A 21,412-nucleotide genomic window follows, 5' to 3' on the forward strand; every position below is an offset into this window, starting at 1 on the left:
CCCATATCATCTTTGGCGTTCTTAAAAATAACAAACCTTTTAATGAAAATTGGGCTTGCTTTTAAAGACAGTATCTATGGATCCTAGACCATTTTAACCGAGACTATGTAATAGCCATTGAACCTGAATAAGGTCAGGCATTAAAACAGCGCTCATCGATTGATAGAAATCAATGCAGAACAAATTTTGAAACGAGTTTATAAATCACTTAGTTTGGATTTCCTGATTTGATTTTTTATTTTGCTTATAGCTTGATCAGGCAATTCGAAACATACCTTATAAAAATTTGCCCACAATTTCTATCGCGTACGATTGTTGGTTATTACTCGCGCCTCTATTGTTAGCCCTAAGGAAAGCATTTACATTAGAAATATCATGTCTTGTTTCGGCACGTAATTCAAAATTCTGCAACAACTCGTAGCCAACAGTTAGTGTAATTTCTTTCCAAGTCTGTGCAACACCTGTGCGATAACCATTTTTATCAGAGAAAATTTCTCCGCGTAGGGAAGTTCTCCATTTTTCGCTAAATTTATAATTAAAATATCCAGCAACACCCTGCCAAATTGCTTTTGCTATAGTCCCGTTTGGAAGAGCGGCTCTAGTTTGTTGAGCACCATCATAATTCACTACAAAGCTTATTTTTTCGGTAATATTTAGCGTGGCAACAAGATCAAGTAGAGTTCGTTGTCCTGTAGGGCCGTATGACGTACGCTCAGTGACACGCTGTTGGCCTGAATAAAGATAAGTGGCTAGAGAAAACATGGGGTTAAAAACATAGGAAGCACCTAGTTCGATGGTTTTACCGCGACTGGTATCTCGTATATTATCCCAGCCATTATTTAGTCCTCCTATCAAAGTGAGTTTGTTATTGGGAATATAAGAAACCCGTAATCCTGTCACTGTAAAAGGTTCGGCATATCCCCAAAGAATGGAGCGCGAAAAATTGGTATCATTGTAAGAAAAGAGATTCTCAGCACCTGCCAATTCAATAAAGGCTCCAGCCATGAATGTTAAGGAAGCAGCAGTATATTGAAGATAACCTTGTGGAATTGCGAAACCTATTTCCTGGGAAGGATCACTAGTAATCCAGCCATAAGGTGCAAAAGTCTGAGCATCACGGCCAACTACTGGCGTTATTAAGCCACCAAAGCCCTCTTGTGGTTGATAAGCCAAAGTCATACCAGTTTGCTGGAGGGTGAGTCCATTTTGCTTAATATCAAATACCCGATCATAAGTTCCACTGATAAATTGATTGCTTCGCAATAAATAATTGTATGAGCCGTCAATGTATCCAAAAACTTTCCAATTATTTGTTAAAGTATCCGCTGTGCTTTGGGATGGCGGTTGAGAATCATGCAGTTGATTCGCAGTGGCAACCGATATGAAAAATAAATTTATTATTAAAAGCAAAATGATGTTCATATTTTATCATATTGCCTCAGGTTTTAGCGGAAGTGAAAAACGAAAAGAGGCTCCTTTATTTTCAATATTTTCTACCCAAATATGACCTGCATGTGCTGCAATTATTTTTTGGCAAATTGTCAGACCTAATCCCAATCCGTGCTCAGATATAACTTGTTTGCCACGATAAAATTTTTTAAATACCTTATTCTTTTCCTGAGGGATAATTCCTGAACCAAAATCCTCGATACTAACAACAATCCTTTCTTGAGTTGCTTCGACTAAAATATGGATCGGAGATTCGGGTGGAGAATACTTAATAGCATTATCTAATAAATGGAGCAGGACTTCTTGAATCAGTTTACTATCTATCATAAGGAGAGGAAGCGCTTCTGGAATATTGACGTGAATACGCCGTTTGTGAATGGATTTTTTAGAATGCTTTATGACCGATTCGATAATTTTTTTTAGCGAAGAGAGATTTTTTTTCAGTTCAATCTCTTGAGTTTCTAATTGAATAATTTGGAAAAGATTATTATTCAATCTGTTGAGCTTATCGATTTCGTGATCGATATTTTCTTCTATCTCCCTAACTTTTTTCCCTTCTATTTTTTTTAGACGATTAACCGTACTAATCACTATTTTTAAAGGAAAGCATAAATCATGAAAAATAGATTTTAGCAGGGAGGTTCTAGCGTCGTCTCGTTCGACTTCCAATTCTTTCTTTCTTGCTTTTTCATGCAAATAGTCAACTTCCAGAGCCAAAGCCATTTGATTAATATAGGACTCTAAAAGACCTCTTTGTTCAGGTGCGAGCAATTCTTGATTCAGTGCCTGGATTCTTAAAACGCCGATAGGGCCAGATGAACCCAATAGCGGCAGATAAAGTGCGTTGGAAAATGATAAGGTTTCGGTACCAAAACCAGCAGGTTGCCCCATCTCATAAACCCATTCTGCAATGCCTTGCTCTTTACTATCCAGTTTTTGTTGGGAAGGATAGCCAGAGCGAATTGCAAGATTTTTCTTTTTCGGAAGTAATGCCATAACTTTGCTATTAAAAGCATTCGCAATGTGTTGCGTTCCTAATTGAAGTAGATTATCAACTCCACGTGTGCTCGTAAGTTGTCGACTAAAAGTATAGAGCGCAGTTGTTCGTCGCTGTGTAAGCCGTGCCGATTCAGCTTGGCGACGCATTAAGATAGTTAGATGACTAATAATTTGAGTAACTATTAACATCACAACAAGGGTAAAAAAATACTCTATATCAGTGACCGCAAAACTAAAAAAAGGAGATATAAAGAAAAAGTCGTAAGCCAGAACACTTAATACTGATGCCAGAGTGGAGGGTCCTATTTTTCCAAAAAGGGCAACTATTGTGACACCCAATAAATAAACCATGATAAGGTTGCTTGTTGCAAGAAAAGGATAAAGCAGGGCATTAACTAAAGTTGCTAAAGTGACAATGCCCAAGGTAATACCGTAGATTTTCCATGGTTTTGGGGAGGGTAACTGCTCTTTTTTAACTGAACTCTCAGAGGACTCACCTGTAATAATATAGACATCAATTTCGCCGCTATGACGAACAATTTCATCGGCTAAATTGCGGCGGAACCAACTCTGCCAGCGAATGGGAATATGCTTCCATATCATAATCAGAGTGATATTTTGTTCGCGGGCAAAACTTATGATCTCTTTAACAATATCAAAGCCCGCTAAAATATGTGTTTCTGCACCCAATAACTCTGCCAACCGTAAGTTTTTAATAGCACGGCGACGTTCATATGCCGTTGATCGTAAATGAGGTATATCAATATAAACAGCTAGCCATTCTGCTTGTAAACTATTTGCCAGTTGTTTGGCTGCACGGATTAATTTTTGTGCCTCCGGTTTTGGTCCCACACAGACAAGTATTTTATCTTTGACAGGCCATATTTTTTGTATACCTTCGCCTTGTCTATACCACAAGACATCCGAGCCTACCTGTTTTGCGGTGGTACGTAATGCCAACTCCCTTAAAGCAATTAAATTTCCTTTGCGAAAAAAATGTTCGCGAGCAAACTCGGCTTGCTGCGGGATATAAATTTTTCCTTCTTCCAGGCGCTTCAGTAAATCTTCGGGAGGCAAATCAACTAACTCAATCGTATCAGCACTTTCAATCATGGAGTCAGGAACAGTTTCTCTGATCGGAGCCTGAATGATTTGGGTGACATCGTCTTTTAAACTCTCAATATGCTGCACATTAAGAGTGGTATAAACATCAATACCACGTTCAAGCAATTCTTTGATATCCTGCCAGCGTTTCTCATGACGTAGCCCGGGAGCATTCGAATGGGCCATTTCATCGACTAAAATAATTCCTGGATGTCGTTGCAAGGCGCTATCAAGGTCAAACTCCAAACAGCGCTTGCCGTGATAAAGAACAGCTTTTCTAGGCAAAATTTCAAAGCCATGTAACAGGCGTTCTATATCTTTCCGTCCATGGGATTCGGCAATCCCTACGATAACATCGAGATCCTGGCGACGCTTTTCATGCGCATCCTGAAGCATTTGATGGGTCTTGCCAACTCCAGGTGCAGCTCCCAAATAGATTTTAAGCTTACCGCGATTCCCTTGTTTTTCTTCTTCCTGGGCACGCTGTAATAACTGCTCAGGATTTGGACGTGAATCGACCATCACCTGTCCTTAAATTATCCAGAGCAAGATTTAATTGCAAAACATTAACTCGAGGTTCACCAAGTATTCCCCAAGTACGGCTTTTAATTTGACTGATGATCAATGCTTGCAATTCCTTTTCAGGAATGTGGCGTGCCTTAGCAACACGTGCTACTTGATAGAAGGCAGTATAAGGGCTAATTTCAGGATCAAGTCCACTACCTGAAGTAGTCACTAAATCAACAGGAACTAACTGATTGGCCTTTGTGTTAAATGCGTTGAGCTGTGTTACTCGATCCTTAACTGAGGCTAAAAATCCGGGATTAGATGGACCGCTGTTTGATCCTAATGAAGCGCCGCCATTATAGGGAAAAGGAGTAGTTGCAGAAGGTCTGCCCCAAAAATAAGCAGGTGAAGAAAACGATTGCCCAATTAATCGAGAACCAATAATCAAGCCATTTTGTTGAATTAAGCTCCCATTTGCCTGAGTAGGGAAAAAAAATTGTGCAAGGCCAGTGACAATAAGCGGGTAAATTAAACCGGTGAGAAGCATTAGTGAAATAAGTAGTATTAAAGCTGTTTTCATTTGGTTGACTGCTGCTTTAAACATCGGCTCCTCCTTATGCTAGACCCAATCCTGATAAGAGCAAATCAATCAGTTTAATCCCAATAAAAGGCACGATTAAACCGCCTAATCCATAAATAAGAACATTGCTTCGCAACAACTTAGCTGCTTCAACATGATGATATTTCACGCCGCGAAGTGCAAGTGGAATAAGAAAAATAATGATAAGAGCATTGAAAATGACTGCAGATAGGATAGCACTTTCAGGTGTGGCTAAGTGCATAATATTTAAGGTATTTAATGCGGGATATGTGCTCGCAAATGCAGCCGGTAAAATTGCAAAATATTTTGCGACATCATTGGCAATACTAAAGGTAGTTAAAGCGCCTCTCGTCATTAGCAATTGTTTACCTATTTCAACGACCTCAATTAATTTAGTAGGATTGGAATCCAAATCAATTAAATTACCAGCTTCTTTTGCTGCCTGTGTACCTGTATTCATTGCAACAGCCACATCAGCCTGGGCTAGAGCAGGGGCATCATTGGTTCCATCACCTGTCATAGCAACCAAATGGCCTTGTGCTTGTAAACTGCGGATGAGTTTAAGTTTTTCTTCTGGTTTGGCATCGGCTAAAAAATCATCGATACCGGTCTCTGCGGCGATTGCTGCTGCTGTTAATGGGTTATCACCAGTTACCATGATTGTTTTGATTCCCATGCGCCTAAGTTGAGCAAAACGTTCACGGATACCACCTTTGATAATATCCTTGAGGTGAATGACACCTAATATCTTTTTTTCTTCGACCACAACAAGTGCTGTCCCACCTTGACGAGAAATGATCTCAACACTTTCTTGCACTGAATTTGGAAAAGTACCACCTATTTCCTGCGCATAGTGTTTAATAGCTTGCGCCGCTCCTTTACGAATTTGCCGTCCTGGTAAATTCGCTCCACTCATTCTTGTTTCAGCAGTAAAGGGAATAAAGGTCGCACCTAGTTTGGAAATATTGCGGCCACGTAATCCATATTTCTCTTTGGCCAAAATGACGATACTACGTCCCTCTGGTGTCTCGTCAGCCAATGAGGCTAGCTGTGCAGCATCAGCCAAGGCCGCAATGCTTACTCCTTCTGCCGGAATAAATTCAATTGCTTCACGATTTCCTAAGGTAACCGTTCCTGTTTTATCCAATAGTAAAACATCGACATCACCTGCGGCTTCAACCGCACGTCCTGAGATAGCAATGACATTGGCTTGAATCATTCTATCCATGCCAGCAATGCCAATCGCTGAAAGCAAACCACCAATGGTTGTGGGTGCCAGACAGACAAAGAGTGCTATTAGTACTGTGATAGTTACCACTTTGCCTGCATTGGCTGATACCACACCGTAAATAGAGAAGGGTAAAAGCGTAGCGCAGACCAATAAAAAGACAATAGTTAATGCTGCGAGTAAAATAGTCAGTGCTAATTCGTTAGGTGTTTTCTGGCGTTTGGCACCTTCCACCAGGCCAATCATCTTATCTAAAAAAGTTTCACCTGGATTAGAAGTAATACGCACGATGAGCCAATCTGAAATAACTTGGGTTCCTCCTGTTACCGCACTGCGGTCACCGCCGCTTTCGCGAATAACTGGCGCACTTTCTCCTGTGATAGCACTCTCATTAACGGAAGCAATCCCTTCAATGACGTCACCATCGCTAGGAATGAAATCGCCTGCCTCAACGAACACGATATCGCCACTACGCAGGAGGGCGGATTGAACCAAAGTAATTTTTGCGCCTTTAACTGGTTTTGCCAATTTCTTTGCCTGTATTTCACGGCGGGCTTTGCGTAAGGCTTGGGCTTGTGCTTTGCCGCGGCCTTCTGCCATGCTTTCAGCAAAATTAGCGAAAAGGATGGTAAACCAAAGCCATAAGGTGATTGCTAAAATGAATTTTGGTGAGGCTTCTCCTTCCCCAAATAAAGCCTGAATAAACAGTACGGTTGTTATCAATGAGCCGATATAAACACAAAACATGACCGGGTTGCGAATTTGATGAAGAGGTGCCAATTTTAAAAACGAATGGCGTACTGCCATCTTTATGATGCCGAAATCCCATAGGGAAGATCGATGTGTATTAGCGCCCATGCTGTCCCCAAAGTAGTAATTGCTCAACGATTGGTCCTAGAGCCAATGCCGGAAGAAAAGACAGTGCACCGATGAGGATAGTGACACTGATGAGAAGAAGAATAAAAAGAGGTGTGTGCGTAGCCAAGGTTCCTGAACTGTGTGGCCTTATTTTTTTGCCTGCAAGAGAGCCAGCAACAGCCAAGGCTGGTATTGCAATCCAGAAGCGTGAAACCAGCATCATGAAACCACCCAGCAGATTATAAAAAGGAGTATTCGCATTGAGCCCGGCAAAAGCGCTACCATTGTTATTTCCCATCGAAGTGAAGGCATAGAGAATTTCACTAAATCCGTGTGCTCCGGGATTACCAATCGAACTTACTCCCATTTCAGTAACAGAGCCTACTGCCGTAGAAAGCAAGACTATAAGAGGCATAATTAAAACTGCAATGGAGGCCATTTTCATTTCATAAGGTTCAATTTTTTTACCTAAATACTCAGGTGTTCTTCCAACCATAAGGCCGGCAATAAAGACTGTAATAATGACAAGCATTAACATGCCATACAAACCTGAGCCAACACCGCCAAAGATGACCTCGCCCAAATGCATCATCCAGAGAGGTGCAAATCCCCCTAAGGGCGTATAAGAATCAAGCATGGAGTTAACAGAGCCGTTAGAGGCAGCGGTGGTCGCTATAGACCAAAGAGCAGAACTAACTATTCCAAAGCGGGTTTCTTTGCCTTCCATATTACCACCAGGATAACTATCATATTGTGCTCTTTGCTCAACACCTAAAGATGAAAGGGCTGGATTTCCTGCTTGTTCTGCAATGGCTGTAAAAATAACAAAAGGAATCAATACAAAATACATCGCGGCTAATATAGCCCATCCTTGACGTCTATCATTAACCATCATCCCGAAGGTATAACAAAGGGCAGCAGGAATCAGCAAAATAGCAAGCATTTCTAAAAAATTGGTTAATGGCGTAGGGTTTTCAAAAGGATGCGCCGAATTGACATTAAAAAATCCACCACCATTGGTACCCAATTGTTTAATGGCAATTTGCGAAGCAACAGGGCCCATAGGGATGATTTGGGTTTTAATTTCTGTCGATGTTTGTCCCGCGTGATAACTAATCGGTTGTAATAAGCTAACCGTTAGATTAGGTTTAAAATTTTGAATCACGCCCTGTGAGACCAGAATGACTGCAAAAAGCAATGATAATGGCAGCAAGATATAAAGAGTCGCGCGGACGGTATCTACCCAAAAATTCCCCAAATGTTTTGTTTCATTACCTTTGATGCCACGGATTAGAGCAATCAAGAGAGACATACCTGTAGCCGCTGAAAGAAAATTTTGGCTGGTAAGAGCGAGCATTTGCGTTAAGTAGCTCATTGTTGTTTCCCCGCCATAGGATTGCCAATTGGTATTGGTTGCAAAACTGGCAGCGGTATTAAATGCCAGGTGTGGGGAGGGGGCAATGAATTGTTGTGGATTAAGGGGAAGGTAGGTTTGCAAGCGTTGGATTAGATAAACGGCTAATAAGCCAAATAAGTTAAAAACGAGCATAGCAGAAAGATAGCGTTTCCAATCCATATCTTGCTTGGGTTTGATGCCGCAAAGTCGATAAATGAATTTCTCCAGTGGGGCGCCAAGATAATGTAATCCCCAAGCTTTACCTTCATAAACGCTGGTTATGTACCAGCCCAAAGGTTTTACCAAGGCAAGGAGGATTAGCAGGTAGAAAAAAATTTGTAATAAACCTATCTCAGTCATAGAGTCCTTTCCTACGGGCATGCTCAAAATCAAGTCATAATTAATCTAGCGAACAAACTATAAAATAATCTTCTAAAATACCTCTGGTTTGAATAAAACAAACAGTAAGTAAATCAGTAGGGCGAGGGTAATTAACCCACAAATCAGGTATGTGATCATCGTTCGCTCCGCGATAATGAATCAAAAAAGTTGATTAAGGCGAGACAAAGTCCGAAAAAGAGCAGAGTCATACCAGGTAGTATAAAATCCATCGTGATTTCCCTCACTCTAGTGGTGTTCATTGTTATAAAACAAAGACCTAAGGTTTTCCAGCATAGATCAAAGCAGGTTTTTTATAAAGAAGAATTCTTTGATAAGTTTCTGTAGTAGCTGCTGCCCAAAATCGATCTTTCATTATTAAGCTACCGCCAGATCGCTTAGCTCAACAGTCTTTATAAAGAGAAGAATCATACTCAATTTTTTCGTAAGCAATGATAATAGGGAGGGGAGCTCTAAGTCTTCGAATTGATGTATTTTTTATCTTCCTGGGTAAGCGGTGAACTGGTTTAATAGTTAGATTGTAAATTAAGGGATTGGTTAAAAATAGATTTTCGCCTTTGTGAAAATAACAAAAACTTGTGTTAACGGTAAAACTTAAAATAATGATAAAAAACAGTATTTCCAGGTTGCATTCCAACTTGGCTTTTGAAGTGGAAATTTTCCCTTTTACAATTGTTGTGTTTACTTCATAATTGCCAGCTATTTTTTGAAATTGAGAGAGTTTCGCTGTCATATTCTCAATAGCGAAGCATCTATGAAACCATAGGGATATGCTTATAATTTAGAGAGATAATATGACTAATATAATAGAAATTTATGAAGAAATTCATTTCAATTACGAAAGATTTTTGGTTACCAAAAATCCCAGGCTGTTGGCAGCCAATATACGGTTATATGAGCAAGTAGATAAACACACCCTTAAATCCTTCTTAGCAACAGCCATGGCTCACCAGGTTGAGCCATGCAATCAATCATTGTTAATAATCGGGAAAAGTTATATAGCGTATGCCCTTGCGATGAAAGTGAGCGCTACTCGTAAAGAGTGCTTTCAACAGCTTGATGAAGCCGATGAGTGCTATAAGATAATTAGCAAACATACCCGCTCCCTCCCTTATACCAGTATGACACCATTACTTTCAAATCAGTTAATGGAAGCAGTTTATAGAAAGGAAGAGATTAAATTCCGTAGAGCAGAAATTTTCTTTCACTATGTTAAAAATTCTCCTCATGTAGTCCCTGAGGCATTAAGAAAGATTATAACGGTAGGGAGAAGTTTTTCTGCTCTTTTAAAAAAATCTTATAAGGATGAGGCTACTCAACAGCAATTAGGATTTGATAATAGCTTTATAAGCTCAGTTGATGAATTAGTCAGTGACGCAACGAGTTTATTAGAAAATAGGACTAGCGAGGAAGCAAGTGCCCCAAAAAGAGAACATCCTGCTCAACGTTCAACTCAAGTCAGGCCTAAAGAGGCGCCTAAGTCTATTGTTAAAAAAAGAAAAATCGATGATTTGCAGGACGTTGTTTCTGAACCATCAACAAATGCTGATGTTGGGTTGGATAGGATGGATGCCACCGATAATACAGGCGATACGCAAGAAAAACCTTTCGCTATTCATTCACCAGCTCCGTTTCGAGAAAAGGTTTCCGAGAGTTATCCCACAAGAAAATCCTGGATTCTTTCCCGATTTTTCCAATTTGAGCCGCCACCAGTTTCAGTAGATAATCAAGAGGAGAAGTTTGTTTCTAGTTATGAGGTATAAGTGTTTTATTGCAGAGTGATGTAAAAATTGAAAGTTTGCATCACTTTGGTGGAATTTGAACATTATCTAAATAAGCAATTTGCTTTTGTGTTCAAAAAGAATAAAAAAATTATTGCCATGTATGACATGTCATTTTTTGATAAGCTAAAACTGGATTATTTTTTTATCTCATCTGTAAAAAAGAATAAATGTGAGACATTTCAAATGGTTATGCAGTTCTCCTTATTATCATTGGGTGCTGCAGTCATTGGAGATTACGGTGCCTCGAATGAGGGAATGAAATTCATGTCCTGTTATTTACAAGATTGACTCGTCATTATAAAAATATTCTTAGTCAAGACTGTTTTTTTATTATTTATTTGTTTATCATCGTCTGCGCAGTAGGTCTGTTTACTTCTTCTAATATCCTGTGGATAATTCTTCGCTATTCCCGACAAGTTTTATAAAAAAAACGCCTATTTTAAGAGATAATCCTTGCCCCATAAGGCATTGAGGTGTTTTCTTTCTTTAGAGGGGTATTGAATTTATCCACAAAATCTGTGGATAAAAATGTGTATAGACTGTCAAATCCTAATGAACTAAAGCGGTTAAAAGCATGCTCGATAACTAGCCAGTGGATCGATGATGAAAATAAAAATACTAATCATCTTTAGCTGTTTTTCTTTGCTTTCTGTTAACTAGGAATCGGGTTAATTTAGGCTTCCAGGTAAAGTATGCGCAAAGAGCAAAATAGCTAAGTATCCATACAGAAACAGGGACAGGGGCTGTGTTTGTACGCAACGACCAACTTAATAAGATAATAAAAAAACTTTTTATACAGGCGAGGGCACCATTTTCAATAAAAAGAATACCAAACGTTTTTTGTGCATCTAAAGGATTATATCTTTTCATCACTGTAATGATTCTCCGTTATGTGAGTTGTTGCATAAAACGCTTTTTGAATCAGTTCTGAACTTTTATGCAGTACTTCTGAAATAGCGATAACTAATTCTTTATGTGCTTGTCTTAACTGACTAAGTTCTTCAATTGTATGATCCAAACTACAAAAATCATTGATTAACTCATTTCTTTTTTGGGAAAGAACCTTGTATTTATTGTGTTCTTTCTCTAGTTCAACTTTGTAATTCATAATTCAACACTGTTACTAAGGATTATAAAATCGGCGATGGTATCAATGCTTGTTATCAATTTCAATTTGTAAAGAGGACATTATACCACATTTGATTAAAATTTAAACAAAAAATATAAAGAGGAGTATTCCTAAGATCATTCTTTGTATAAAAATCTATTTGTTTTCAGAAAGATTGAGGGAGATTAGAGTAATCAGGGAATCAAAAGGGAATGAATGTGCTTGGTAGTCGAATTGCGACACTAAGTCTGATTATTTTGATAATCAGACTTAGTGGAGGGGTGCTTATTTTATGAATTAGCAGACTAATATACTGAATTATATGAAATTTTTAACATCACGCCGAGCCGATAAGACAAGACCAACAAACAATCTCTCAAACTTGTTTATCCTAAATGCTTGTCCTTGGCTAGTGAAATGATAGGAAAAGATATTTTTTGTTACCATATTGAAAATATTGGAGCCTCCTTAGGCAATTGTTGTGATATATTACGCAGCCATTGGTACTTGGCCAAAATTTGCCATTTATTAAAGGAATGGCTTTTGCTGCCATTTTGTACGTTATTGGTACTAAAAGGAGATAAAGTGTGCCAGGCAAAGCAAGTATCCTTGAGATTCCTAAAAATAAGATTTCTTGCACCACCCTTTTGCTGGTCGAAGATAATTCAATCGCGTTACAAATGATTGGAGGATATAGAGAAAAACCAGGATGCCATTATACTTCTGCCACCGATGGCGAGGATGCGCTTGAAATAGCAAAATCGAAAGATTTTGATTTAATTATTACCGATATTGGCTTACCTGCGTTATCGGTTAATGAATTAACTAGACAAATTCGTGCTCAACTCCTACCTGATCAATCCGTTATATCTTGTGCTAATAAAGCCAATAAGCAAGTTCTTGCAGTTGATACATTAGATACTGAAAAAAATTACTTGATAAGCATCCTCTACTCGAGACTAAAGAGGAGTTTTAAACTCAGTAGTTGTAAATACGACTTGAAGAAATTAGAAATATAAGTTTAACCATCAGTTATTTTTGCATAGTGTAATAAATTAATCCTGAAATCTAAACTAATGGTAATTGCTACCAATAGAAACAAACAAGGGAGAATGGGGAATGCTACCTCACTTTATTAAACAATTTTCTTCTGTAGTTGAAAATTTTTCGAATAAGCCTGCAATATATTTTGGAAAAAATATATTTAGTTATGAAGAAGTAAATCGATTATCAAATAATATAGCCCATGAAATTTCTAGGTTTGATTTTCCTAAAGAAACCATCATCCCTTTGGTATTAGAGAGGACTCCTAATATTATTATCACCATGGTGGGTATATTAAAATCAGGTTGCGCTTTTTTGCCAATAAGCCCATCTTCTCCTTGCTCACGTATAGAATATATCTTAGAAGAAACCAAGGCTAAACTCCTATTTTGTGATACGGCAATCCAATTTAATTTGCCGAGTAGCGTAAAGGCAATTAGGCCAGAGAATCTGTATGCTGACAATAATAACAATCTCTCTATGGAGTATACATATTGTCATAATGAGCTTGCTTACGTGATGTATACCTCAGGGTCAACTGGAAAACCCAAAGGTGTTTTGATTGAACACCAATCTATGATGAATTTATTTTCTTCATTAATTGAGACTTTAGCCCTATCAAATAGAGATTGCTTCCTCGCTCTTACCGATTACACTTTTGACATTTCTTTAATTGAATTATTAATGCCATTAACGCTTGGTGCCCCTATTGTTCTGACCGAGCATGGTGTTGTAGCAGACGGGAAAAAGATAAAACAATATTTAGAAAATTCTAAAGTAAGCTTTATCCAAGCAACCCCATTAACTTGGGAAATATTATTAAAAAACAATTGGAATAATAATGGTTCAATAAGAATTTTAGTTGGTGGTGAGAAGTTTAAAACGAGTCTTGCTTTAAAACTGCAATATGAAAAAGGGAATGTTTGGAATGTCTATGGACCAACTGAAACCAGTATGTGGTCGATGATTTATCATTTAAAAAGCCCAATAACCACTGAATCTGTTCCTTTAGGTCAACCTCTTGCAAATACTACTCTTAAACTAGTTTATGAAGACGACTCGAATCAAGCTGAACTTTATATAGGGGGGCTAGGCGTTGCAAGAGGTTATTTAAATGCGGAAGAACTGACAAATATTAAATTTATTCATGATGAGAAAGAAAGAGACCGTTTTTACAAAACCGGTGATTTAGTTGTTAAAACAGATAACAACACGATCTGCTATGTGGGAAGAAAAGACGATCAATTAAAATTTGGTGGTATTCGTATTGAGGCAGGGGAAATAGAAGCTTCGATTGAACAGGAAATATTTGTAAAAAAAGCTGTCGTAAAGATCCATGAGCACAATGATTATTACAAAACCCTGGCTGCTTATGTGGAAATTGATGAGGAATCGCTATTTTCACACCATTCAAATATTATCAGCAAAGATTCATCCTACTATATGGAAACGATATATGATGAAACCTACACTCATGCCAAAGAATTTGAAAGTGGGATTGTAAATACATGTGGTTGGCAAAATTCCTTTACAGGAAAAACATTTCAAGCGGATGAACTCTCGGAATCATATATTAATATTCGCAGATATATTCAAAATGCTGACCTTACTCATGTACTTGAAGTTGGGTGTGGTACTGGAAGTCTACTCTTAGATTACTTACCGAAAGCACAACAAGTAACATTAGTTGAAATTTCGCAGAAAGCTATTGATTATGTTCAATCAATTGTTCCTAACGTTCATTTGAACAAAATTGAATTCAAACTGGAATCAATCATTAATATCCACGAAACAAACCAATATAGCTGCATTATTCTTAACTCAGTGATTCAATATTTACCAAGTATAAAATCACTTATGGACTCTCTTAGACAACTGATCAAAGCGACTAAAACTGGTGGTAGGATACTGATTGGTGATGTACGCTCACTTGAATTGTTAGAGGTCTTTCTTGGTATTAAACATTATTGCCATCACCACGAGAAAGAGGATGGATATCCGTCACATTTATTTTACAAATCAAGGGATAGTGAAATTGTATTGTCTCCCCTATTCTTTTATGCATTGAAAGAACAATTTAAGAGAATAAGCTGGGTAGATATCAATGTTAAGCATGGTCTTTATCCAAATGAGCTTAATTATTTTCGCTACGATGTGATATTACATATTGAGCAAGAAGTGATGCAACTCGAGTGTCAAACAATCGCGTTTAATGCATTTAATTCTGAAGACGATATAACGGATATTCTTAATCAAACTCCCAGACCAATTAAAATCCAGAGTATACCTTACGACTATCTTGATACCCTTTGCAATGCGTTATCAATTCGTGAAAATACTCACTTGGAAAATTTGTTAAAAAATCCAATATTATTGAATGAAAAAAATAAAACCATTGCGCATGCTCTAATCCATAAAAAATTGAATGGCTATGAAAGATTTATTCATTATCAACATAATGCACCGCAAAATTATATACAAATGCTATTAGTTCCTGTTTCTAATACGAAAGAGCTAATACGTCCTTTTGAAAAGGAGAAAATTGACTCTTTTCATGCCCATTGCAGGGAACCTTTTAGTCCGTGGCTACAGAAATTTTGTTTTGATCATATAAAAATGCACGTTAAAAAGCATGTGATGACCTGGGTAAATCCCTCTATTTATATATGGGTTGAAAAATGGCCACAGACAATTAATGGTAAGCTGGATAAAAAGAAATTATCTCTTCCTACCGCCTATAATAATGAACAAGGTGGTAATAATTCGATTTTATCCAAGTTAAAACAAATGTGGCTTAATATTACAGGTGATAATGTGCTAATCACAGAAGAATTTTGGACACATGGAGTTTCTTCCTTATCCATGTATTATTTCTTGGCTACTATTAATGAAACTTTCCATTTACATATGACTTATCATGAATTTCATCAGCACAATACGATGGAAAAAGTGGCAATCTATATTGAAAACTTACTTGATGCCACCTTACCAGTAATCGAAAAGGAATATTAATGGTTACTCAAGCATCCTCTCCAACTAATCAAACGATGAAAGAAAAAATTAATAGCCTTTTTTTTCTTTCTTTTCTAAAGGAAGCCGAAAGAATTGTATTTTTTATTGACAAAAAACATACAATTAAACATATCATTCTCAAAACAGATAAAAACTATTTTTTAGAATTAGCTTACTATCAGAATAAACCTTTTGCTGATGCAATTAGTCACTTAAATCTCGATAAAAAAAATATTGTTAATTTAATGAATAAGGTAAATTCGACTTTGTTTGAGCAATCTGAGCTAAGTGATAAAAATTTAAACTTCGAATATACACTTTTAATCGCCTACATAAACTCGTCCTATTTAGCGATATTTACAGTTATTGATAGAACCAATGAAGCATTAAAATCCTACATAAATGCTATTATAAATACGCTACCGGGTGCAATTTATTGGAAAGATAAAGAAGGTCGTTATATGGGCTGTAACCAATTTGTTGCCAACATGGCCGGCTTTGACAAACCTGAACAAGTACTCGGAAAAACTGATTTTGATTTATGTTGGAAAGAATTTGCTCAAGATTGGCGTAACCTTGATTTGGAGGTAATGCGAGAAAATAAAACCTACAAGAGAGAGGAGCCAGCAAAATTAGCCAATGGACGAGTTATTACTGAATTAACCATAAAAAGTCCTTTATATAATGAGAAGAATGAGATAGTTGGTATTATTGGTACATCAATGGATATCACTGAGCAGAAAAATTTAGAACAAGATTTAATTATTGCTCGACAAAAAGCAGAAGCAGCTAGTCGTGCAAAAACCGAATTTATAGCCAATATGAGTCATGATATTCGCACTCCTCTCATTGGTGTTATTGGCATTTCTGAAATACTAGAAAATACTTTAGATGACCCAGAGCAAAAGAAAGATGCTCGTATGCTTTATGATAGCGGTGAAGAATTACTAAGAATGTTAAACGATATTCTTCGGGATGTTAGCGTTGGCAATATGGATGCAAATGATATACATCTTGATACTTTTGATTTATATCAATGCATAGCAGATCTGGTAAAACTTGAGCGCCCCACTACTACATTAAAGAATTTAGGACTAAATGTTGATATTGATAGGAATGTCCCTAGATATATTGTAAGTGACCGCAATAAAATACACCGCATACTACTTAATTTGCTAGGTAATGCTATTAAATTCACTTTGGCCGGACAGATCACTATACAAATTTCTTGTCTTGAAAGTAATGATTCAGATATTCGACTAAAATTCAGTGTGTCTGATACAGGAATTGGGATTTCTAAAAATATACAAGACAAAGTATTTGATCGTTTCTTCCGAGCAACCCCTTCATACAAAGGAATTTATAAAGGCTACGGCCTTGGGTTACATATTGTGCGTTCTTATGTTGAATTATTGGGTGGGGAAATTGGGCTCTCTAGTACAGAAGGGGTTGGGACAACAGTGTATTTCGAGCTTTCTTGTCGAAAAGGTGTAGAAGGAGACGTAATAATAGAAAAATTGGCTGAGTCTCAATTCCACTCTCCTACTCCACTAACTTCTTCTAGCTTGACGAAGTTATCACACCCTACAAACGAAAATGAAAAAACCCCACTTCTTTTATTAGTTGAAGATAACATGCTGGCTGCAAAAATATTAGAAACAATGGTTTCTAAAAACGGATACCGCTTTAAATCGGCCTCTACAGGAGAGGAAGCCTTAGAGTTGGCTAAAGCAAATCATTTTGATCTTATAATCACCGATGTTGGTTTGCCGGGAATGTCAGGTAATGAACTTGTTGCTAAAATTCGCGAATGGGAGATAGCGCATACTAAAAAACCAATACCTATTATAGGATTGACAGGACATACTACTGGCGTTATGCAAGCTGAGTGTTTAAAAGCCGGTATGGATGATGTTTTTACCAAACCGATTACTTTGCATATGATTCAGAATATTGTTAATAAATATATCATTAAACATTCTGAGGAGACGCAAAATACCAAGACAATTTCTTCGCAAGGTTTGGGGGAAGAGTTACCTGCGACAGAAAGAGAGTTATTTGAATTGGGACGTATGCCAATTTTTTGCGAAAAAGAAGCCCTTAAACACTTTGATGGCAATCTCACGCTGCTCCAAGAACTTATAAGAGAATTTATCTCTGAAGGAAGACAAGACGATATTTATCAGATAGAAAAAGCTTACACGACTAAAAATTGGAGTGAAATTGAAAAGATTGCACATAAATTAAAAGGTGGCGCAGTATATCTTGGTACAGCTCGCTTGGAATTAGCATGCCAGTATCTTGAACGCTATTACAAAGCAGGCCACCGGACATTATTAGAACAGCTTTATCATCAACTTTTAAAAGTCAACCAAGAAACAATCGATGCTCTTCGCCAATGGCTAAGACAAGGCAAACCATAATTGCATTTTAGAGATGCTTAAGCAAAGCAAGTCATTATAAATAACTTGTATGCGATAGATGTTTCATTTCCATACAGCGTCATAACATTTTGTTAAAAATTATAAATAGCTTTTTTTGTACTTTTTAGTATAATAATGCCTCTGAGTGTATTAATTGTAGTCCTAATAAAAGGTTTTCAATGCAGCTTTTTCAAAATATCAAAAATTTCGTTGCCCGTGTTGTTCAGGCATTTAGTTCTCTGAAAAATTGGCTTTTTGGAAGTAATGAACCAATACAAAATGAAGAAGAGGAAAGAGAGGAACAAAGAAGTCATCTAATCCCTTGGGTATCCCCTTCCCTTGTTAAATTATGTGCAATTGGTATAACGTCAAAAACTGCACTAGGGCTCCAGTCTACTTGCAGGATGCCGATTCTTTTTCCTAAAAAGGATGATGAGAATGGACCTCCTGGTTCAAGTTTTACATGGACAACTCCTGTCCTGCAATCTCAAGATGATAATATTTCTACTAATACTGCTGCCTGCGCTGCTTAAGCAGACTTAGTAAGCTTTATTCCATTTATTCAGTGGGTGACTGCTCATATTGTAGACTGCCCACTATCTTTTCTTAGAAACTGATCCAATACCCTTTTCCATAAAATAAAAATCAATGTCCAAATTTCGGCGGCGCCTTTTTCTAAATTCGCTAAAATAAAATGGAAGTAATGGTCATTAGAGGTCACTATGTTAACGGAAGAGAAAAAAATCGAGTATTATCAGGCGTTATTGAATAAGAATACTGAATATGAAGGTGTTTTTTACGTTGCTGTTACCACGACCGGTGTATTTTGTCGCCCAACATGTCCTGCAAGAAAACCTAAGTTTGAGCATTGTGAATTTTACGAAACAGCTCAACAAGCCCTACTAGCTTCATTTAGGCCTTGCAAGCGTTGTCTTCCTCTTTCTCATCCCAATCAAGTCTCAACAATAATACAAAAATTAGTGAATGCTATTGAAGAAAACCCTGAAAAACGATGGAAAAATGCAGATTTCCAGGCTCTATCAATTGAGGCAGCGACCGCTCGTCGCCAATTTAAAAAAAGGTTTGGTATGACCTTTGTAGAATATGCGCGAGCTCGACGAATAGGCATGGCAGTGAAACAAATCAGAAATGGTGAGTCAGTTATCAGTACGCAAATTTCTGCAGGCTATGAATCTGGTAGTGGCTTTAGAGATGCATTTGCACGAATTATGGGTGCTGCTCCTGCCAAGCATGGGCATAAAAATATTTTAAAGGCAGCTTGGCTGGATACTAAGCTGGGGCCAATGCTCGCTATTGCGGATGAAAACACCCTTTACCTCCTGGAGTTCATTGATCGTAAAGGGCTTGAGCGCGAGGTTGAACGCCTGCGAAAAAAAACACAGTCAGCAATCATTCCTGGCTCAACAGCCCCTCTTGTTTCAATTCAAAGCGAGCTTAATGCTTATTTTAATGGCGATCTGAAACTATTTAATACACCGCTAAACCTGCTTGGCTCCCCTTTTCAAAAGCAAGTTTGGGATGCTTTAGCCAAAATTCCTCCTGGAGAAACTCGTTCCTACGCTGATATTGCAAAAATTGTTGATAGACCCTCTGCCTGGCGTGCTGTAGCACGAGCTAATGGATCAAATCAACTTGCAATCGTTATCCCTTGTCATCGAGTTATTAGTAGCAATGGGGAGCTCAGTGGTTATGGTGGAGGGGTTGCAAGAAAAAAATGGCTGATTGAGCATGAAAAAAATACAAAAGCTATAAAACACCTATCAACTTCCTAGAGTGTGGCAAGCTTTAGGAGTAATATTTTCCGTCTTAGAGTTCGGTATTTGTTTGTGCTCTCCAAAAAACAATGTGTTCAGGCTTAATAAAGGTATTCAAGTACTCTAAAGCAGATTTCACTTTCTCCTCGCTATCAAAAAACTCTATAATGATTGGCAAATCCCACCGGACATCAAACACAGAGCTGCTGTGCTCTCCTGTTTCACCAAAGCCCTTTAGGCCACGAAACAAACTTATGCCGCGAATCTTTACCGTTTTTTCCAGGTAGTCAAAGATCTTTTTAACTAAATTTGCTGACTCAAGAATATAGATTCGCACGATAATCACATCAATAGATTTGATCATTTTTTCCATATCAATCAATCCTGTTTTTAAGCTAACAATGTAATTATAAGTTAAGAGTATTTTTTTTGCTTTGATTCCTATACTGATTTTTTGGTGATAATCTTCATGTATAGTGCATACCGGTGCTCGTAATAAAGGGAGATTTTTATGAATGCGAAGAGGGACTCGAAACCTACTGGTAATAATCCGTTGGCAAACCGTTTTAATCATTTACCCGCTAAACCTAAAGGACGTTTTCCACGAGTCGCGTACGTATTACAAGGAGGGGGTTCCTTAGGTGCTTATCAATTTGGTGTGGTTAAAGGATTATTAGAAGCAGGTTATCAGCCTGATTGGATTGCAGCGACCTCAATTGGGGCTATCCAAGCTGCAATTATAGTTGGGAGTCCACCAGAAAAACGCATTGAAAGGCTAGAGCAATTTTGGCAAAAAATTGCTCCTAATAATATAGTTGAATATTTAGGGGAGTTGGATTCAACTCTGGAGCTTTATAATAAAATCAGTGCCTCTTTTGCCTTACTGTATGGGCAACCCGGATTTTTTTACCCTCGCTGGTGTACTGGCGGCTTCCCCATATGGGGAGATCCCACCACGCTTAGCTATTACGATACAACGCCACTTAGAGAAACACTCTTGGAATTGATAGATTTTGATCTTCTCAATTCCTGCCCCATCCGTCTAAGTCTTGGTGCCGTACAAATTTCTAATGGCCATCTGATTTATTTCAATAACATTAATTACCGTATTGAAGTAGAGCATGTCATGGCGAGTGCAGCCCTACCCCCCGGGTTTCCTGCAATTAACATAAATGGTGAATTTTACTGGGATGGTGGTGTACACTCAAATATGCCCCTGGAAGTTATCTTAGAGGCCATTCCGCCAGATAATACATTGTGTTTTCTTATTGATTGTTTTGGAGGGCCTTCATTCATGCCAGAAACCATGAACGAGATCGAGGAACGAATGAAAGATATTTCTTATAGTACACACGCGCAACGCTCTATTTTTAACTATCTGCAACGCCAAAAAATGCGTAACTCGATGTTAGAATTAAGTCGTATTTTGACTGCTGATCAGAGGAAAAAATATGCACATTTACTTGATATTGGCACCCCGCATCATTGTACTCTCGTTCACTTAATTTACAGCGCAAGAATTGTTAAGGCAGCTTCCAAAGATTATAACTTTGGCCAGTCTATTATTAAAAAGCGAATAGATGCTGGTTATTTTGATGCCCAAACCATACTTGCTGAGGAATCGCAATGGGGGTATTTACCAGAAAACGGACAAAGTCGTTTGTATGAATCGCCCAATAATCATTCTCGTTTAATTCGAAAATGGAAAAAAGGTGCAATTTAACA

Annotated in this window: 16 protein-coding genes; 7 read left to right on the top strand and 9 right to left on the bottom strand. The window is 37.8% G+C overall.

Going from position 1 to position 21,412, the window contains the following annotated elements; all coding sequences use genetic code 11:
• Positions 1–276: 276 nt before the first annotated feature.
• The 6 genes from ACN4Z1_RS11620 to kdpF form a co-directional block, all read right to left on the bottom strand.
• Positions 277–1,422, bottom strand: a complete 1,146-nt coding sequence (locus ACN4Z1_RS11620; protein ID WP_228364639.1) for an outer membrane beta-barrel protein — start codon at positions 1,420–1,422, stop codon at positions 277–279.
• 6 nt (positions 1,423–1,428) lie between these two features.
• On the bottom strand, positions 1,429–4,074 hold the full coding sequence (locus tag ACN4Z1_RS11625) for a sensor histidine kinase (RefSeq protein WP_228364640.1): 2,646 nt from the start codon (positions 4,072–4,074) through the stop codon (positions 1,429–1,431).
• Positions 4,049–4,663 carry a potassium-transporting ATPase subunit KdpC gene (kdpC, locus tag ACN4Z1_RS11630; protein WP_228364641.1) on the bottom strand — a complete coding sequence of 205 codons (615 nt, stop codon included), beginning with the start codon at positions 4,661–4,663 and terminating at the stop codon, positions 4,049–4,051. Before kdpC ends, ACN4Z1_RS11625 begins: the two co-directional genes overlap by 26 nt.
• A 10-nt stretch (positions 4,664–4,673) precedes the next feature.
• Positions 4,674–6,746 (bottom strand): potassium-transporting ATPase subunit KdpB, encoded by a 2,073-nt coding sequence (kdpB, locus tag ACN4Z1_RS11635; RefSeq protein WP_228364642.1) that lies wholly within the window; start codon positions 6,744–6,746, stop codon positions 4,674–4,676.
• Entirely contained in the window at positions 6,736–8,502 is a 1,767-nt protein-coding gene (gene kdpA, locus ACN4Z1_RS11640; protein ID WP_228364643.1) for a potassium-transporting ATPase subunit KdpA, read from the bottom strand. Before kdpA ends, kdpB begins: the two co-directional genes overlap by 11 nt.
• A 72-nt stretch (positions 8,503–8,574) precedes the next feature.
• Positions 8,575–8,661 (bottom strand): K(+)-transporting ATPase subunit F, encoded by an 87-nt coding sequence (gene kdpF, locus ACN4Z1_RS11645; protein ID WP_082646665.1) that lies wholly within the window; start codon positions 8,659–8,661, stop codon positions 8,575–8,577.
• 674 nt (positions 8,662–9,335) lie between these two features.
• On the opposite strand from kdpF, the gene ACN4Z1_RS11650 reads away from it, so the two are divergent.
• Entirely contained in the window at positions 9,336–10,304 is a 969-nt protein-coding gene (locus ACN4Z1_RS11650) for a hypothetical protein (protein WP_228364644.1), read from the top strand.
• Positions 10,305–10,943: 639 nt separating this feature from the next.
• Here ACN4Z1_RS11650 and ACN4Z1_RS11655 read toward each other — a convergent pair.
• Both ACN4Z1_RS11655 and ACN4Z1_RS11660 read right to left on the bottom strand, forming a co-directional pair.
• Positions 10,944–11,195, bottom strand: coding sequence for a hypothetical protein (locus ACN4Z1_RS11655; protein WP_228364645.1), 252 nt, complete (start codon positions 11,193–11,195; stop codon positions 10,944–10,946).
• Entirely contained in the window at positions 11,182–11,433 is a 252-nt protein-coding gene (locus ACN4Z1_RS11660; protein WP_115221342.1) for a hypothetical protein, read from the bottom strand. The genes ACN4Z1_RS11655 and ACN4Z1_RS11660 overlap by 14 nt, the downstream gene beginning before the upstream one ends.
• Before the next feature lie 587 nt (positions 11,434–12,020).
• Between ACN4Z1_RS11660 and ACN4Z1_RS11665 the strand changes: the two genes are divergently transcribed.
• From ACN4Z1_RS11665 to ACN4Z1_RS11685, 5 genes are all read left to right on the top strand, one after another.
• The gene (locus tag ACN4Z1_RS11665; protein ID WP_228364646.1) at positions 12,021–12,452 is read left to right on the top strand and encodes a response regulator; all 432 of its coding nucleotides are present in this window, start codon (positions 12,021–12,023) and stop codon (positions 12,450–12,452) included.
• Between the two features lie 100 nt (positions 12,453–12,552).
• A complete protein-coding gene (locus ACN4Z1_RS11670) occupies positions 12,553–15,489 on the top strand; it encodes an amino acid adenylation domain-containing protein (protein ID WP_228364647.1) in 2,937 nt (978 codons plus the stop codon).
• On the top strand, positions 15,489–17,912 hold the full coding sequence (locus tag ACN4Z1_RS11675) for a PAS domain-containing sensor histidine kinase (RefSeq protein ID WP_228364648.1): 2,424 nt from the start codon (positions 15,489–15,491) through the stop codon (positions 17,910–17,912). Before ACN4Z1_RS11670 ends, ACN4Z1_RS11675 begins: the two co-directional genes overlap by 1 nt.
• Positions 17,913–18,091: 179 nt before the next feature.
• Complete coding sequence (locus ACN4Z1_RS11680; protein WP_228364649.1) at positions 18,092–18,445, top strand: hypothetical protein; 354 nt, start codon at positions 18,092–18,094, stop codon at positions 18,443–18,445.
• A gap of 189 nt (positions 18,446–18,634) precedes the next feature.
• Entirely contained in the window at positions 18,635–19,705 is a 1,071-nt protein-coding gene (locus tag ACN4Z1_RS11685; protein ID WP_228364650.1) for a bifunctional transcriptional activator/DNA repair enzyme AdaA, read from the top strand.
• Positions 19,706–19,739: 34 nt separating this feature from the next.
• Here the strand turns inward: ACN4Z1_RS11685 and ACN4Z1_RS11690 are convergent, their stop codons facing one another.
• Positions 19,740–20,060 (bottom strand): DUF190 domain-containing protein, encoded by a 321-nt coding sequence (locus ACN4Z1_RS11690; protein WP_228364651.1) that lies wholly within the window; start codon positions 20,058–20,060, stop codon positions 19,740–19,742.
• A 138-nt stretch (positions 20,061–20,198) separates the two neighbouring features.
• Between ACN4Z1_RS11690 and ACN4Z1_RS11695 the strand changes: the two genes are divergently transcribed.
• Positions 20,199–21,410, top strand: coding sequence for a patatin-like phospholipase family protein (locus tag ACN4Z1_RS11695; RefSeq protein ID WP_228364652.1), 1,212 nt, complete (start codon positions 20,199–20,201; stop codon positions 21,408–21,410).
• Positions 21,411–21,412 lie beyond the last annotated feature (2 nt).

The organism is Legionella sp. ST3F1 (assembly GCF_048553315.1).
Taxonomy (GTDB): Bacteria; Pseudomonadota; Gammaproteobacteria; order Legionellales; family Legionellaceae; genus Tatlockia; species Tatlockia donaldsonii.

Bases quoted from the DNA above. Each gene is read 5' to 3' on its own strand.
- ACN4Z1_RS11660 (WP_115221342.1), bottom strand. From the start codon at position 11,433: ATGAATTACAAAGTTGAACTAGAGAAAGAACACAATAAATACAAGGTT.
- ACN4Z1_RS11650 (WP_228364644.1), top strand. From the start codon at position 9,336: ATGACTAATATAATAGAAATTTATGAAGAAATTCATTTCAATTACGAA.
- ACN4Z1_RS11670 (WP_228364647.1), top strand. From the start codon at position 12,553: ATGCTACCTCACTTTATTAAACAATTTTCTTCTGTAGTTGAAAATTTT.
- ACN4Z1_RS11675 (WP_228364648.1), top strand. From the start codon at position 15,489: ATGGTTACTCAAGCATCCTCTCCAACTAATCAAACGATGAAAGAAAAA.
- ACN4Z1_RS11625 (WP_228364640.1), bottom strand. From the start codon at position 4,074: ATGGTCGATTCACGTCCAAATCCTGAGCAGTTATTACAGCGTGCCCAG.
- ACN4Z1_RS11690 (WP_228364651.1), bottom strand. From the start codon at position 20,060: ATGGAAAAAATGATCAAATCTATTGATGTGATTATCGTGCGAATCTAT.
- ACN4Z1_RS11680 (WP_228364649.1), top strand. From the start codon at position 18,092: ATGCAGCTTTTTCAAAATATCAAAAATTTCGTTGCCCGTGTTGTTCAG.
- ACN4Z1_RS11685 (WP_228364650.1), top strand. From the start codon at position 18,635: ATGTTAACGGAAGAGAAAAAAATCGAGTATTATCAGGCGTTATTGAAT.
- kdpF (WP_082646665.1), bottom strand. From the start codon at position 8,661: ATGATCACATACCTGATTTGTGGGTTAATTACCCTCGCCCTACTGATT.
- kdpB (WP_228364642.1), bottom strand. From the start codon at position 6,746: ATGGGCGCTAATACACATCGATCTTCCCTATGGGATTTCGGCATCATA.
- ACN4Z1_RS11695 (WP_228364652.1), top strand. From the start codon at position 20,199: ATGAATGCGAAGAGGGACTCGAAACCTACTGGTAATAATCCGTTGGCA.
- kdpC (WP_228364641.1), bottom strand. From the start codon at position 4,663: ATGTTTAAAGCAGCAGTCAACCAAATGAAAACAGCTTTAATACTACTT.
- kdpA (WP_228364643.1), bottom strand. From the start codon at position 8,502: ATGACTGAGATAGGTTTATTACAAATTTTTTTCTACCTGCTAATCCTC.
- ACN4Z1_RS11620 (WP_228364639.1), bottom strand. From the start codon at position 1,422: ATGAACATCATTTTGCTTTTAATAATAAATTTATTTTTCATATCGGTT.
- ACN4Z1_RS11655 (WP_228364645.1), bottom strand. From the start codon at position 11,195: ATGAAAAGATATAATCCTTTAGATGCACAAAAAACGTTTGGTATTCTT.